Genomic DNA, 15,123 nt, shown 5'->3' with positions numbered 1-15,123 from the left:
GAAGGCTGGTGGGCGCTCAGGTGGGTCACTTGACGGCACCCGCGGTGAGGCCGGCGACGAGGTAGCGCTGGAGCAGCAGGAAGCCGGCGACGACGGGGACGCTGACGACGAGGGAGGCGGCCATCACCTGGTTCCAGTACACGTCGTTCTGGGTGGCGTAGCCCTGCAGGCCGACGGCGAGGGTGCGGGTGGTGTCGTCGGTCATGACGGAGGCGAAGAGGACCTCGCCCCAGGCGGTCATGAAGGCGTAGACGGCGACGGCGACGATGCCGGGCAGGGCGGCGGGCAGGATCACCCGGAACAGGGCGCCGACCGGGCCGCAGCCGTCGACCTTGGCGGCCTCGTCGAGGTCGCGCGGGATCGAGTCCAGATAGCCGGCGAGCATCCAGATGGAGAACGGCAGCGAGAAGGTCAGATAGGTGAGGACCAGTCCGCCGCGCGAGCCGAAAAGGGCGATGCCGGTGGCGTTGCCGATGTCGACGTAGATGAGGAACAGCGGCAGGAGGAAGAGGATGCCGGGGAACATCTGCGTCGACAGGACGGTCACCGTGAAGACGCGCCGGCCGCGGAAGTCGTAGCGGCTGACGGCGTACGCGGCGAAGACGGCGACGGTGACCGAGCAGACGGTCGCGGCACCGGCCACGATCACCGAGTTCACGAAGTAGTCGGCGAGCGGGACGGTGCGCCATATGTCGGCGTACGGGCGCAGGGTGAGCGTGGAGGGCCACCAGCGGAACGCGCCGGTGACGTCGGCCAGCGGCTTGAGGGAGCTGGAGACCATCACGTACACCGGCAGCAGGACGAATCCGGTGAGCAGGGTGAGCAGGATCCGCCGGGTCCACCGGTACGAACGGGGCGGTGCGGAGGGCGGGTTACGCACGTTCGGCCCTCCTTCCGCGCGAGGTGAGGGCGAGGTGGAGGCCCGTGACGAGGAGCAGGAAGAGCAGGAGCAGGACGGACATGGCGGATCCGGTGCCGAAGTTCCAGGTCTGGAAGGAGGACTGGTAGATGTGCAGGGAGATCAGGTCGGCGGCTTCGGGAGCGGCCTTGCCGAAGAGGACGAAGGGGGTGTTGAAGTCGTTGAAGGTCCACAGGAAGAGGACGAGGACCAGGACCTGGTTGACGGGCCTGAGCGACGGCAGCGTGATGTGGCGGATCCGCCGCCACACGCCGGCGCCGTCGAGGGCGGCGGCCTCGTAGAGGTCCCGGGGGATGTTCTGCAGGCCGGCCATGACCGTGAGGAAGGCGAAGGGCCAGCCCTTCCAGACGGAGACGGTGAGCAGCGCCCAGAAGCTGTTGTCGCCGATGAGCCAGAAGGCGGGGCTGTCGCCGATGCCGAGCCGGTCGTGCAGGACGTGGTTGATCAGGCCGTTGTCGTGCTGGAACATGAACGCCCAGGTGATGACGGCGGCGTAGACGGGCAGCGCGTACGGGACGAGGAAGAGGGTGCGCAGCAGGCCGCGGCCGCGGAAGGGGTCCTGGAGGCAGATCGCGGCGGCGGTGCCGAGCAGCCAGCACAGTGCGACCGAGGCGAGGGTGAAGGCGCAGGTCGTGGTGAAGGACTTCAGCAGGGCTTCGCCGACGGGTGCGTTGACGTCCACGGAGACGGCGAAGTTGTCGAGTCCGTTCCAGGGGGCGGCCGTCCAGTCGCGGATGAAGAACTGGGTGAGCTCCTTGAAGCTCATGACGGCGCCGATGAGCATCGGCACGAGGTGGACGAGGAGTTCGAGCAGCAGGGCGGGCAGGAGCAGCAGATACGGCAGTGCGGAGCGGCCGCGGGCCTTCCGGGCGGACGTGGCGGCTCCGGTGGCGCCGCCTCGAACGGTCCGGGGGCCGGCTGCGGGGCTCGCCCCGGGGGTGGCGGTGGTGGTCATGGCAGGGTGCGCGCCTGGTTCTTCGGCATCTGCTGCTGGGCCTTGCCGAGCTTGGCACGTACGGACTCGGTGGTGACCGGCCGGCCGGCGGCGGCGTCGGCGAACAGCTCCTTGACGGCGGTGCCGACGACGGTCTCGAACTGGGATTCCTCGGGGACCTGTGGCAGGGCGGCGGCGCTGCCCGCGAGGGTGTCGCGGATGACGGCGAGCGCGGGTCCGGAGAAGGCGGGGTCCGCCTGGGCGGTCTTGACGGGCGGGACGGAACCGTAGGCCTGGTTGAGGATCTTCTGCTCGGTGTCGCCGGTCATGAACTTCACGAACTTCAGCGCGCCGTCGCGGTTCCTGGTGTTGGCGAAGACGGCCATGTTGATGCCGGCGACCATGGAGTTGACCCGGGTCCCCTGGCCGGGGGTGCCGGAGGGGACGGGCGCGGGGGCGACGCCCCACTCGTCGGGGCTCATGCCCTGGGCGGCGAAGGTCTGCGCGGGGGTCTGCCAGAGCACCATCGCGGTGCGGCCCTTGGCGAAGTCGCCGAGCGACTGGTTCTGGGCGTACTCGGCGTTGCCGGGGGCGACGAGCTTGTCCGCCGCCATCAGGTCGACGTACTGCTTGACGGCGGCGACGGCGCCGTCGGAGGTGAAGTCGGCCTTGCCGTCGGGGGTGAAGAAGTCGGCGCCGTGCTGCTTGCCGAGCACGAAGACCTGGTGGATGTTGTTGGCGAGGTTGGCGCCCTCGACGCCGATGGCGGACCTGCCGTCCTTGGCGAGCTTCTTTCCGTCCTCGTTGAGTTCGTCCCAGGTGGCCGGCGGCTTGGTGATGCCGGCGTCGGCGAACATCTTCTTGTTGTAGTAGAGCGCGTAGGCCATGGAGTAGAGCGGCACGGCGGCCGGGTCCTGGCCGGCGGCGCCGGTGGAGCCGAGCGCGGAGTCGACGAAGCGGTCCTTGCCGCCGATCGCGGCGAGGTTCTTCGCGTCCCAGGGCAGCAGCGCGCCGCTCGCCTGGAGCGAGGCGCTCCAGGTGTTGCCGATGTTGAGGACGTCGGGGCCCTGGCCGGAGGTGGCGGCGGTGAGGATCCTGGCCAGCAGGTCGGACCAGGGCACCACCTCCAGCTTCACCTTGATGCCGGTCTCCTTCTCGAACTTGTCGAGTTCGGGCTGGAGCACCTTCTTGTCGGCCTCGACGCTCGGGCCCTGGTTGGAGGCCCAGTAAGTGAGCGTCCTGGGCTGGGAGTTGGCGCCGCCCGAGCCGTCGGCGGTGCCGCCGCCGCAGCCGGTCGCGGTGAGGGCGAGGGAGAGGGTGACGGCGCCGGTGACCGCGGCTCTGATTCTGCGCATGACTCCTCGTAACCCTTTCGAGTGAGGCTTAATTTAGGACGTGAGTTAAGCTGCACGGGAAGGGCGCGTCAAGGCTTCGCGTCAGGTGTATGTTGCGGACCAGCTGGCCGAACAGGCTCTGGAGAACGGGGGGTTGCTGTGCGAGCGACACATGGCCGCACGGTGCGCGACCTGCGGCGGGAGAACCGCACGGCGGTGCTGCAGCGGCTGTATTTCGACGGCCCGGCGAGCCGGCTCTCCCTCGGGCCCGCGACCGGGCTCAGCTCCGGCTCGGTCAGCAACGTGGTGGCCGAACTGGTCGCCGAGGGCCTGGTCGAGGAGGCCGGCAGTGTCGACTCGGCGGGCGGCCGGCCGCGCACCCTGTTGCGGATCAGCCCCACCAGCGGCTGCATGATCGGTGTCGACGTCGGCGAGACCCGGGTCAGGATCGAGCTGTTCGACCTCACCCTCACCGAACTCGCCCGCACCGAGCGGCCGTTGGCCGTGGAGAGCCGCGCCCCGCACGACCGGTACGAGGTCGGGCTCGTCGTCGCGCACATCCGCGAGGGCATCGCGGAGGTGCTGCGGGCGGCGGACATGGACCCGGGGCGACTGCTCGGGGTCGGCGTGGGCGTGCCCGGGATCGTCGCGCACGGCGGTACGGCCGGCGGCGGTGCCGACCGGACCCCGGGGAGCGGTTCCGGCGAGCGCCCGGATGGTGGCGCACACGGCGGCCCGGGCGGCGGTTACGGCGGCGCGATCGTGCACGGACAGACGATCGGCTGGGACGCGGTGCCGCTGGAGCGGTTGCTGCGCGAGGCCGTCGACCTGCCCGACTCCGTCCCGTACTGGATCGACAACGGCGCCCGCACCCTCGGCCAGGCCGAGCTGTGGTTCGGCGCCGGGCGCGGCGCGCACAGCGCCGTCTTCGTCCTCTTCGGCTCCGGCGTCGGCGCCTGCGTCGCCACCGATCCGCTGGGGCCGGGCCGCGCCCTGGAGTGGGGGCATCTGGCCGTACGGGTCCGGGGCCGGCGCTGCCGCTGCGGCGCGCGCGGCTGCCTGGAGGCGTACGCGGGCGCCGAGGCCATGCTCGAACGCTGGCGCGAGGCGGGCGGGCGGCCCCCTGCGGGCGCGGACGAGGAGACCGCCCTGGCCGCGATGCTGGCCGCCGCTCACCCCGCGGAGGGATCCGGCGGCGCGCCCGACGCCCCGGCGGTCGCCGTCCTGGACGAGACCGCCGAGTACCTGGGCGCCGGCTTCGCCGACCTCATCAACCTCTTCCAGCCCGAGCGGATCCTGGTCGGCGGCTGGGCCGGCCTCCAGCTCGGCGACCGCTTCCTGGACCGCGTCCGGGAGCACGCGCGCGAGTACGCGCTGCGCTATCCGGCCGCCCGCGTGACGATCGGCCTCGGCACGCTCGGCCCGGAGGCGGTCACCGTCGGTGCCGCGATCCTCCCGCTGGCCGACTTCTTCGCCCGGGGCGGCCGGCGGGCCCAGCCGGGTGCGGGCGCCGGGCCGGAGGCGGCGGAGGTGCAGCCGGCGTGGGCGACGGCGGTGCGGGAGCGGGCGGCACGGGAGCGCGCGGGGCGGTGACGAGGTGGCGACGGAGGTCGCGGGCTTGTGAGGGGGCACGGCGGGCGGAGGGGCCGGGACCGGCAGGCAGATACTTGCAGGAGCCCTATAAGAGCTCTAGCCGATATTTCACTCCACGAGGTATCCTGGACGTCAGCGACAGCCGGAAGGAGACCTGGACCCCATGACCGCCACCGACCCCGCGCTCACCGCCCTGGCCAACGGATGGGGTGCCCTGTCCCTGCTGCACGGCAGGATCGAGGCCCACATCGAGCGGGCCCTGCAGTCCCGGCACGAGCTGAGCGTGCGCGAGTACTCACTGCTCGACGTGCTCAGCCGCCAGCACGACGGCGAGGGCGGCCACCTCCAGATGAAGCAGGTCGCCGACGCGGTCGTCCTCAGCCAGAGCGCCACCACCCGCCTGGTCACCCGCCTGGAGGACCGCGGCCTGCTGTCCCGCTATCTGTGCCCCACCGACCGCCGCGGCATCTACACCAACGTCACCGACGCCGGACAGCGGCTCCTCGCCGAGGCCCGCCCGACGAATGACGCCGCCCTGCGCGAGGCACTGACCGAGGCCGCGCGGAACCCGGAGCTGACCTCGCTGGTCGAGGCGGTCGAAGCGGTGGACGCCCCGTCCGGACGCTAGGACGGCCTTCCCTCACTGCCCAGTGGCGAGAGCGTCTTTGAGGTAGGCACCGCCTTGGCGGATGGCGGCCCCGGTGGGCGGACTGTCGCGCAGAGCGTTCAGGGACGCGAAGTCGTGGACTGTGCCGAGGTAGCGGACGGCGGTCACGGCCACACCTGCTTTACGCAGCTGCCGCGCGTACTGCTCCCCCTCGTCCCGAACGACGTCGGCCTCGGCTGTGACGACCAGTGCGGGGGGCAGGCCCGCGAGCTCGGCGGTCGTTGCCCGCAGCGGAGAGGCCGTGGCTTCGGCGAGTTCTCGGTCGTCGTCCGTGTACTGCTGCCAGTACCAGTCCAGGGCCTTGGTGGTGAGGAGGTAGCCGGACCCGAAGTGTCTCCGCGAGGGGGTGTCGAGGTGCGGGGCGGCCAACGGGTAGTAGAGCAGTTGTGCGCGCAGGCGAGGGCCGCCGCGTTGCTTGGCCATGATGGTGAGCGCTGTGGCCATGGTGGCGCCCGCGCAGTCGCCGGCCACCGCCAGCCTCCGGCTGTCCACGGCGAAGTCCGGGGCGTTGTCGGTCAGCCAGGTCAGTACGGCGTACAGCTCTTCGATCGCCACCGGGTACCGGGCCTCGGGAGTGCGCGTGTACTCGGGAACCACGAACACGGCTTCGCTGGCGGTCACGAGTTCGCAGATCATCCGGGTGTGGGTCTGCGCGTCACCGAGCATCCACCTGCCCCCGTGGACGTAAAGGACCGCAGGAAGCGGGCCGCTCCGGGCCGCGGGGCGGAAGGTCCAGAAGCCGACCAGTCCGGAGGGGCCGACGGGCGCCACCCAGAACTCGGCGTCCACCGCGAAGTCGTCGAACAGGTGCCCCTGGGCTTCCAGAAGCGCCTCCCGGCCGTCGGCCGGGCCGAGCTGATGCAGGTACGGCGGGTCCGCCGAGGCGTCGACCAACCGTTGGACGACGGGGTCGAGGACAACGGCGGGGCGATCACAGCCGCCTCCGCCGGTGACGGGCTCGCGCTCCACACGCCTCACCTCTCCTTCCTCGTAGCGATCGGAACCTTATCCGCCGGCCGGCTTGCCGTCGTTCACAGGACACCGAGGACGTCGCGGAGTTGGTGGCGGCTGCTGACGCCGAGCTTCGGATACACCTGGTAGAGATGCGAGCCGATCGTGCGGGGGGACAGCTTGAGCTTCTCCCCGATCTCCTTGTTGCCCAGGCCCTGCGCCGCCAGCCGTACGATCTGCTGCTGCTGGGCGGTCAGTTCCGACAGCGGATCGGGCCGGTCGGACGGCGCGGCGACGCCGCTCGCCCGAAGCTCGGCCCGCGCCTCGTCGGCCAGCGCGGTGGCACCGAGCCGTGAGAAGGCCTCCATGGCCGAGGCCAGGATCGGACGGGCGTCCAGCGGGCGCCGTCGTCTGCGCAGCCACTGGGCGTAGTGGAGCCGGGCCTGCGCACGGGCGAGCGGCCACTGGTCACCGGCCGGGTTGACCAGGGCCAGGCGGAAGTGGTGCTCCGCCTGCGCCGGGTCGCCGACCAGCGCGGTGGCGTGGTGCAGGAGCAGCGTCATCCGCGTCGTCGTGTGCGGTCCCTGCGCCTTGCGTACCGCCGCGACGACAGGCGCGACTTCCTCCTCGTGTCCGGTCCGCTGGGCGACGGCGGCGAGGTCGGCGATGGACCCGTGAGAGAGGAAGTAGTGCAGCGGAGTGCCGTCCTGGTGAAACAGTCGCCGGAAGTGGCGCAGCGCCCCGTCGTAGTCGCCCGCGGCCGCCGCGGCGGTGCCTGCCGCGCGCAGCAGCCGTGCGTGGGTGGCGGTGTTCTCCTCCAGGTTGACGACAGCCCAGGCGGGATCCGTCAGGATCCCGGCATCGGCACAGCGGCCGCGCAGGGCGTGCAGCGTCACGCGCAGGGCTTCGATGTCGACTTCGATGTGCTTCATCTTCTGGACGGCCGCCAGGGTTGCCGCCTCGTCCAGCAGTTCGTCGGCCTCCGCCCAACGCCCGACGTCGATCAGGGCCGAGCCCATGGCCGAGAGGGCGATGGCACCCGTTCCGATGGCTCCGTACGAGCGGAGCATGGCGAACGCCCGCCGGAAGGTGTCCACGCACAGCTCGGACTCGTCGGCCATCCAGGCAACCGCGCCCAACGTCTGCAGCCGGATCATTTCCGCGATGCCCGTCAGCGGCTCCAGCAAGCTCGGCCGCCGGGTTCGGCTCAACAGGGCGGGGGCGTTCCTGACCGGATCCGCTTCGCAGAGGATGACGGCCCGCAACGCGTTGACGGCCTCGTCCGCGACCAGCTCGGAGTAGGGCGTACTGACGGCACCGGTCTCGATCGCTTCGAGGAGGGGAACCAGCGGGCGCCTGACCTCGGACAGGCCGGACTGGAAGGCGACCGCACCGATCACTGCGGTTACCGCGAGCGTCGTCCTGGCGTCCTGCGGCAGGTCTGGTTCCAGGGCGCCCATCAGGAGCTGGAACGCTTCCCGCTGATGGCCGGACATGGAAAGGGCCAGGCCGGCCCCGTTCGCCGCGACGCCGAGCAGGTCGCGGTCCTCGGTCAGCGCGGTGACCTTGGCGTAGAGCTCGCGTACCCAGAAGGTGTCGCCCGCGTTGTTGGCGGCTCTCAGTGCCTTGGCGTATCGGCGTGCCCGGTCCTCCGGGGCGGGACTGCACTCGGCGGATCGTTCCAGCGCCCGTGCGGCCGCGTAGAATCCGCCACGCTGTTCGACGAGGTCCGCGGTGTCCTCCAGGGTCGCCGCCACGGATTCGTCCTGGCCGATGCAGGCCGCGGCCAAGTGCCAGGCCTGGCGGGCCGGATCGTCCTGATGCACGGCCGCGAGGTCGACATGCGCTTGCTGGCGCAGGTGCGCCGGGGCGCCCTGGTAGGCGCCCGCGCGCACGAGCGGGTGCCGGAAACCCACCTGGCGGCCCGCGATCGTGATCAGCCCGGCGTCCTCCGCGGGCGCCCACACCGACAGGTCCGTGCCCGCTCCCGCTGCGGACATCAGGGTCTGCAGGTCCTCTTGGTCCGAGGAAGCCGCCGCGTAGAGCACCATCCGCTGGGTGAGGGCCGGCAGTGCGCGCAACCGGGCGGAGAACATCTCCTGGATCCGCTGGGTCCGGGGCAGTGCGCCGTCGGCCGGACCGAGCGGGCTGCCCGATCGCACGGAACGGCACAGCTCGATGATGGCCAGCGGATTGCCGTCAGCCTGCTCCAGGACATCGCTCCGGGCCCTGCCGGTAGGAGAATCGGGCTGCGCGTCCAGCAGGCGGGCCGCCGCCTGGACCGTCAGCGGTCCCAGCGACAGGACCGGCAGGTGCGCGACAGCGGAGTCCGGAGCTGTCAGCCCCCTGGCCGCGAGGAGTACCGTCACCGGCTCGGCCGCGAAACGGCGCAGCACGAACCCCAGGACGTCGAGGGAGTCCCGGTCGAAGTGCTGGACGTCATCGCCGAGCATCACGACGGGTCGACGGCGCGAGGCCTCGACCAGCAGGGTGAGGACGGCGACGCGCAGCAGCATCGGATCGGCGGGTCTGGTGATCGGGGCGAGGCCGAACGAGGTCTCCAGAACCTCCCGCAGATGGCCGGGGAGATCAGCGGCGCCGGGAATGAGCGGAAGCAGCAACTGGTGCAGGGCCGCGAACGACTGCTCCGACTCCCCGTCGAAGCCCTGGGCCCTCAGCACATGTGCTCCGGTCACCCGCGCGTGCTCGGCGGCGACCTCCAGCAACGACGTCTTGCCGCTGCCCGCCTCGCCGGTGATGAGCAGTGCTCGCGGGGTGCCGCGACCGTGGTCGATCGCGTCCAGGATCCGGCCGACCTCCGCTTCCCGGCCCGCAAGTCCGGTGACGGGCTCCGGCCGGCCCATCGTGCCGCGCCTAGTGTCCACGCCGCGCCCCGGTCGAAAGCGGTCGGGGAAACGGCCCGCGGGAAGGACCCGTCGGCTCGTTCATGGTGTGGATCCCTTGTTTCGTCGGCGTCCCGAAATGCGATGCGCTCCCGGCCCTGCCGGCCAGAAGAGAAAGAATACTATTGCCCCATTCTGGGCAACGAATGGGGCTTCTCTCCGCCGGCCAACAGGATCTCGGCGTCCTGGTCGGCGGTGACGCGCTGACCGCCGGTGGCATTGACGCGTACGGTGTGGCCTCCCTGCGAAGGCCGCTCGCCCGGGCGCAGCGCGACCGACGCGGGGCATGACGTACGCGACCAGTCGACTGACTGATGCGCCCGCCCCGGGTCGCCCGGCAGGCTGGGGCACAGACAGATCCGATCCGCTGGTCCGGGCCCCCGACCAGCGGGATTCACTCCGGCAGCGCAGGCGGGCGATTCCCGTACGGATCGTCAACCGAGCGCCCCCGACGTCCGAGGAGGAAGTCCGTGCCCCTTGTTCTCTCCACCGAGCCGCTGTCGGCTGCCGACCGGGCGGAGCGCTGGCACGAAGTGGTCTCCGGCACCTTCATGCCGATGGATGTGAACCTGCTGGAGAAGCAGCCGTCGCCCGGAACGATCGCCAGCAGCCGGCTCGGCACCCTGCACATCTCCCGTGTCCAGGCGGGACCACAGGTGGTGCGGCGCAGCAAGCGCCACATCTCCCGCGACGACCGCACGTCACTGATCGTCAGTCTCCAGCAGCGGGGCACCGCGACAAAGGAGCAGGACGGGCGGGAATCCGTGATAGCGCCGGGAGAATTCTCCATCAGCGACTCGTCCCGCCTTTTCAGGATTAAAATCGAAGAAGAATTTGCTTTTACCTCCTTCCATTTCCCCCGCGAAGAACTTCACGTGCGGGACGAGGATCTGCGGGCATTGACTGCCACCACCTTCACCAGTGAGGAGGGCAGCGCCGCACTCGTGGCGACCTATCTTGCGCGCATGGCGCGCGAAGCCGAGGGGTTCGACGACAGTGTCGGCCGCCGCGCCGCCGCCACCGCGTTCGATCTGATGGTGATGCTCATCGACGAGCGACGCGGACGCTCTGCTTCCAGGGGGCCGCATGTCGCCGCCGCCTCTCTTGAGCGCGTGAAGGACCACGTCATGCGCAACCTCGGCGATCCGGACCTGTCACCGTCCAGGATCGCCGAAGCGCACTTCATGTCGGTCCGCTACCTGCACAAGCTGTTCGAGCTCGAAGGCACGACCGTGGGCGGCTGGATCCGGGCGCAGCGGCTCGAACGCTGCCGCCGGGAACTCCTGCGGCCCATGGCCAGGGACGTGGGGGTGGCGGCAGTCGCCCAGCGCTGGGGCTTTGTGAGTCCCAGTCATTTCAGCCGGGTCTTTCGCGCGGCCTACGGTATGACGCCCCGGGAATGGCAACTCCAGGGTCGCCCCGGAGCACACTGCGGCAACACCGACCGTGCACCGACGGAAAAGTGACCCCTGGCGGCGGCCCCTAGCGTGGCGATCAGGAATGCCTTCCCGCCCCACAAGGAGCTGCAGATGTCCGGTGCGACGACTCCGGTCGACCCCGTCCTCGAACCCGAGGCCCTGGCCTTCGCCGAGGCGACGGCGAAACCGCCGTACCTGTTCGACCTGGATCCGGTCGAGGGCCGCAAGGCCGTCGATGAGGTCCAGTCGGGCGGGGTCGAACTGCCGGTGATCGACGAGGAGTGGATCACCGTCCCGGGTGGCCCCACCGGCAGTGTCCGGGCGAGGATCGTGCGGCCGGCCGGAACCACCGGCCCGCTGCCGGTGATCCTCTACATCCACGGCGGCGGATGGGTCTTCGGCAACGCCCGCACCCACGACCGTCTGGTCCGCGAGCTGGCCGTCGGCGCCCACGCAGCGGTGGTCTTCCCCGAGTACGCCCTGTCGCCCGAGGTCCGCTATCCGGTGGCGATCGAGCAGAACTACGCCGTCGCCCGGTGGATCGCCACCCAGGGCGCCGACAAGGACCTGGACGGCGCGCGACTGGCCGTGGCCGGCGACTCCGTCGGCGGCAACATGAGCGCGGCGCTGACCCTGATGGCCAAGGAACGCGGCGACGTGACCCTGCTCCAGCAGGTCCTGTTCTACCCGGTCACCGACGCGAGCTTCGACACCGACTCCTACCACCAGTTCGCCACCGGCTACTTCCTGCGCCGCGACGGCATGCGGTGGTTCTGGGACCAGTACACCCCCAGCGAGGAGGACCGCGCCCGGATCACCGCCTCCCCGCTGCGGGCCACCACCGACCAGCTCATCGGCCTGCCCCCCGCGCTGATCATCACCGCGGAGGCCGACGTCCTGCGCGACGAGGGTGAGGCGTACGCCGCCCGGCTCCGCACCGCAGGCGTAGCGGTGACCGCCGTCCGCGTCCAGGGGGTCATCCACGACTTCGTGATGCTCAATGCGCTACGCCCCACCCGCGGGGCCCGGACCGCGATCACGCTGGCCACCGACACCCTCCACACCGCGCTCCACCCGGCCTGACCCGCTGCGCGAGGCACACGGCGCGCCGCTACGGGTCGCCTGCTGCCACGCGAGCCGGTGACGGCCACGGCCCCCGGGAGCAGTCGCCGTTCGGCACGTCCGACTAGTCTGCGAGCACGTGAAAGAGGGGGCGGGATGGTGCTGTTGGACAAGTCCGGGGTGGACAGCCCTACCGGACGGAGCGTGTGGACCACGCTCACCGGATGGGGCATGCTGCTGAGCGGCGCCGCGGCGGTCGGCTGCGTGCTGTGGGGCGTCGGACCCTACCCTCCGCTGTACGCCGAGACGGGGCTGGCCGCATTGTCGGTCCTCCTCGCCGCCGCCTGGATCGCCGCCTCGCGCCGGGCCCGGCGAGCGGCCTCGCGGCGGACCGGCGGGCCGTACGGCAACCGCGCCCTGGTGTGGCTCGTCGCGTGGCTGGTGCCGCTGGCGACGCTGGCCTGCGTCAGCCTCGGCTTCATGGTCTCGCCCGCGTACGGGCGCGAGACCGCGCGCCTGGAGGCGGCGCGCTACGGCCTGCACTCCGCCACCGTGGTCCGCCTCGCCGGCGATCCGGTGCGCGGGCACAACGCGTCCGACGAACCGGTCTTCTACCTCACCGACCTCGTCCTGCGCATCCCTTACGACAGCGGCCCCCGCGAGGTGACCGTCCCGGCGATGTACACCCGGTACGAGCCCCCGAAGGCGGGCATGACGATCGACGTCTCCTACGCCCCGGGCGACCCGCGCCCGGACTCGCCGGTCCTGGAGGACGGCCGCCGCCGCGGCACCGGCCTCCTCGGCACCCGGCTCCTGCTCGCCCTGGTCCTCGTCGTCCCGGCCGGAGCGATCCTGACCAGCACGCTCAGCGACGACCTCGGCGAGGACGCACGCCGGTTCGCTCCGGCCGTCCACCTCCCCGCCTTCGGGATCCTCCTCGCCGGGCTGCTCCTGCTGCTGCCGACGGCCCTCGGCTGGGACGCGGCAGGCCTCGCCCGGCCCGCGGCATTCGTGTCGTGCGTGACGCCGGGGGCGGCGCTGGCGTGGGTGTGGCGCCGGTGCTAGAGGGGCGTGCTCCGGCATGCGGGGCCGGTGCCCCGGGTGGTCACTGACCAGGACGTCGCGACGGGTGAGCCCACCGAGTGCCGCGGTCCGCTCGACGTCGCCCGCGGGCAGCAGCCGGATGTCGTCGCGCAACTGCATCAGGTGCAGTCCGAGGTACTGCGCGAGGAGCCCCGGCACCGCCGGAGCCGCTCTCCCGTCGGTGCACCCTCGACTGCGCGCCCGGTCAGGGTGCCGCCCGCCGGCGCCTGGTCCGAGGTCGAACGGGTCGTCAGCCGCCGAGGGCGTGGACCATGTTCGTGATGGCGGTCGTCTGGGGCGCGCTCTTGAGCGCGAAGTCGGGGCCGTTGTAGCCGAACCAGTCCCAGCAGCCCTGCGGGTTGAAGGGCAGGGCGGTGGCGATGGCCTGGGGGTAGAGGACGACGAGGTCGTTGGTGTCGGCGTAGGTGTCGAGGTTTCCCCACGCGGCGAACCGGTCGCCGAGCAGGTACTGGCCGGACAGACAGCCGTGAAGTGCGACGACCAGGCCGCAGGGCCGGCCGGCCGCGCAGGCCGGGGGGACGTAGAGCTGCCCGGTGGTGTCCATGGCGTACCGGGGCGCGAAGCCGCCGGGGGCGTAGCGGTTCTGGTCGAAGCGTCTCAGAGTGCCCAGCGGCGCACCGGTGTTCGGCGGATTGACGTGCCCGAACCAGTGGGTGAGCATCTCGCCCTCGGGATCGTCGAAGCAGTTGTTCATGAACGGGGCCGACGTGAGCGAGCAGGCGACCGGGCCGTAGGGGGTGACCCAGGCGTGGCCGGCCGGATCCCCGTCGTGGTAGCGCGTGTCGGCTCCGAAGTCCTTGTAGAACTGGACCCCGGCCTCGGAGAGCAGAGGGTTGACGACCGGGTCGAGGGTGCCGTGGTAGGTGTAGACGGGCTTGTTCCGCAGATGGGCGACCGGGTCGATCCGTCCCTGGTTCGCCCAGTCGACGGCCTGCTGCTCCAGGACAGGTAGGCCGATGCCCAGGTCGCAGGCTTCGAAGCCGATGACGGTGCCCTGGCCGCAGTCGTAGGGGCCCGCCGCGATGATGCCGGCGCCCTTGAAGAGGGCGGAGTGGGCGACCTGGAGCTGGGTGGCCATGAAGCCGCCGGAGGAGACGCCGGTCACGTAGACACCGGCGATGTCGAGCTTCGGGAGCGGCGGGGCGGACGCGCGGGCGGGGGCGGCCGCGCCGAGGAGGGTCAGTGCGGCGGTGGCCGTCAGTGCCGCGGCGGCTCGCGCGGCCATGAGCAGGGAGCGGAACGTCATGGGACGCACTCCTGGATGAGGGAGGACCGGCGGTGCCGGTCGGCTGCGTGTCGTGGCGCCGTTCCTCGGGCCGCGCGCCGGGCGCGGCACGCCGGCGTCCTGACCGCGGGTGGGGCCGGACCGGTCACCCGCCGGCGTCAGTCGTCCGACGGACGCGTGATCCCAGACTCTGAATTCCAACCAATCGATTGGTTGCTTCTCTCGTATTGCGAGATACCTTCGGGCCTCTGCGCTACGGTGTCAACCGATCGCTCAACCAATCGATTGGTTGGGCCTGCGCGTCGGCGCGAGGAGGAGTCCATGGACATCCCCGACTGGGAGCCGCGCCGGGTCGCGGCGGTGACCGTCGCGCTGCCCGACGGGGTGACGCCCGCCGGTACCCGCGGCAGGATCCTGGAGGCGGCACTCGCCCTGTACGCCGAGCTGGGGTTCTACGGCACCTCGATCCGCGCGATCGCCGACCGGGTCGGCATCAACTCCGCCACGCTGTACTCCCATTACCCGTCCAAGCAGCACGTACTGGCGGAGCTCGTCCACGTGGGCCACCGGGAGCTGCACACCCGGCTGACCGCCGCCGTCGAGGCGCTCCCGCCCGCCGAGGGCGCGGCGGCGCGACTGAGCGCCCTGGTCCGCGCCCACGTCGGAGTGCACGTCGACTACCCGCTCCTGGCCGTGGTCACCAACAGCGAACTGCACGTGCTCTCGCCCGAACACGCGGCACCGTCACTGGAACTCCGCGCCGCCTGCCGCCACCTGCTCCTCGACATCCTGGAACGGGGTGCCGGGGACGGCGAGTTCACGGTGCCCGATCTCGTGCTCACCGCCACCGCCATCGGCGCGATGGGCATGCACGTCGCCCAGTGGTACGGCCCCGGCCAGCCGTACACCGGTGAGCGGATCGCCGAGACGTACGCCCGGCTCGCCCTGGCCATGGCCGGCGCCGCCCACGGCTGAACCACCGCACCAACCCACCCGAGGCGGTCGCCTCCTCG

12 protein-coding genes are annotated in these 15,123 nt (G+C 71.4%); 6 read left to right on the top strand and 6 right to left on the bottom strand.

Annotated elements, in window-relative coordinates; genetic code table 11:
- Window positions 1–25: 25 nt before the first annotated feature.
- From ACFYU9_RS24605 to ACFYU9_RS24595, 3 genes are read right to left on the bottom strand one after another with little or no spacing between them, the layout of a single operon-like run.
- Window positions 26–880: a carbohydrate ABC transporter permease gene (locus ACFYU9_RS24605; RefSeq protein ID WP_389346006.1), complete on the bottom strand. Its 855-nt coding sequence runs from the start codon at window positions 878–880 to the stop codon at window positions 26–28.
- Window positions 873–1,874 carry a carbohydrate ABC transporter permease gene (locus ACFYU9_RS24600; RefSeq protein ID WP_389211788.1) on the bottom strand — a complete coding sequence of 334 codons (1,002 nt, stop codon included), beginning with the start codon at window positions 1,872–1,874 and terminating at the stop codon, window positions 873–875. Before ACFYU9_RS24600 ends, ACFYU9_RS24605 begins: the two co-directional genes overlap by 8 nt.
- A complete protein-coding gene (locus ACFYU9_RS24595; RefSeq protein ID WP_389346005.1) occupies window positions 1,871–3,208 on the bottom strand; it encodes an ABC transporter substrate-binding protein in 1,338 nt (445 codons plus the stop codon). Before ACFYU9_RS24595 ends, ACFYU9_RS24600 begins: the two co-directional genes overlap by 4 nt.
- A 138-nt stretch (window positions 3,209–3,346) precedes the next feature.
- On the opposite strand from ACFYU9_RS24595, the gene ACFYU9_RS24590 reads away from it, so the two are divergent.
- The gene (locus ACFYU9_RS24590; RefSeq protein ID WP_389346004.1) at window positions 3,347–4,780 is read left to right on the top strand and encodes an ROK family protein; all 1,434 of its coding nucleotides are present in this window, start codon (window positions 3,347–3,349) and stop codon (window positions 4,778–4,780) included.
- 163 nt (window positions 4,781–4,943) lie between these two features.
- A complete protein-coding gene (locus tag ACFYU9_RS24585) occupies window positions 4,944–5,408 on the top strand; it encodes a MarR family winged helix-turn-helix transcriptional regulator (RefSeq protein WP_389211783.1) in 465 nt (154 codons plus the stop codon).
- A gap of 12 nt (window positions 5,409–5,420) precedes the next feature.
- Here the strand turns inward: ACFYU9_RS24585 and ACFYU9_RS24580 are convergent, their stop codons facing one another.
- Both ACFYU9_RS24580 and ACFYU9_RS24575 read right to left on the bottom strand, forming a co-directional pair.
- The gene (locus ACFYU9_RS24580; protein ID WP_389346002.1) at window positions 5,421–6,416 is read right to left on the bottom strand and encodes an alpha/beta hydrolase; all 996 of its coding nucleotides are present in this window, start codon (window positions 6,414–6,416) and stop codon (window positions 5,421–5,423) included.
- A gap of 62 nt (window positions 6,417–6,478) precedes the next feature.
- Entirely contained in the window at window positions 6,479–9,283 is a 2,805-nt protein-coding gene (locus tag ACFYU9_RS24575) for an AAA family ATPase (RefSeq protein ID WP_389346001.1), read from the bottom strand.
- Between the two features lie 488 nt (window positions 9,284–9,771).
- On the opposite strand from ACFYU9_RS24575, the gene ACFYU9_RS24570 reads away from it, so the two are divergent.
- The 3 genes from ACFYU9_RS24570 (at window position 9,772) to ACFYU9_RS24560 (ending at window position 12,846) form a co-directional block, all read left to right on the top strand.
- Window positions 9,772–10,767, top strand: a complete 996-nt coding sequence (locus ACFYU9_RS24570; protein ID WP_389345999.1) for a helix-turn-helix domain-containing protein — start codon at window positions 9,772–9,774, stop codon at window positions 10,765–10,767.
- A gap of 63 nt (window positions 10,768–10,830) precedes the next feature.
- A complete protein-coding gene (locus tag ACFYU9_RS24565) occupies window positions 10,831–11,802 on the top strand; it encodes an alpha/beta hydrolase (protein ID WP_389345998.1) in 972 nt (323 codons plus the stop codon).
- Window positions 11,803–11,937: 135 nt separating this feature from the next.
- Entirely contained in the window at window positions 11,938–12,846 is a 909-nt protein-coding gene (locus ACFYU9_RS24560) for a hypothetical protein (RefSeq protein WP_389345997.1), read from the top strand.
- A 268-nt stretch (window positions 12,847–13,114) separates the two neighbouring features.
- Here the strand turns inward: ACFYU9_RS24560 and ACFYU9_RS24555 are convergent, their stop codons facing one another.
- Window positions 13,115–14,131, bottom strand: a complete 1,017-nt coding sequence (locus ACFYU9_RS24555) for a hypothetical protein (protein ID WP_389345996.1) — start codon at window positions 14,129–14,131, stop codon at window positions 13,115–13,117.
- A gap of 300 nt (window positions 14,132–14,431) precedes the next feature.
- Between ACFYU9_RS24555 and ACFYU9_RS24550 the strand changes: the two genes are divergently transcribed.
- Window positions 14,432–15,085: a TetR/AcrR family transcriptional regulator gene (locus ACFYU9_RS24550; RefSeq protein WP_389345995.1), complete on the top strand. Its 654-nt coding sequence runs from the start codon at window positions 14,432–14,434 to the stop codon at window positions 15,083–15,085.
- The last annotated feature ends 38 nt before the right edge of the window (window positions 15,086–15,123 follow it).

This window comes from Streptomyces sp. NPDC004327 (assembly GCF_042873935.1).
GTDB lineage: Bacteria > Actinomycetota > Actinomycetes > Streptomycetales > Streptomycetaceae > Streptomyces.
The sequence above is the reverse complement of the archived record's forward strand: the minus strand, read 5'-3'. Positions and strand labels throughout refer to the sequence as shown.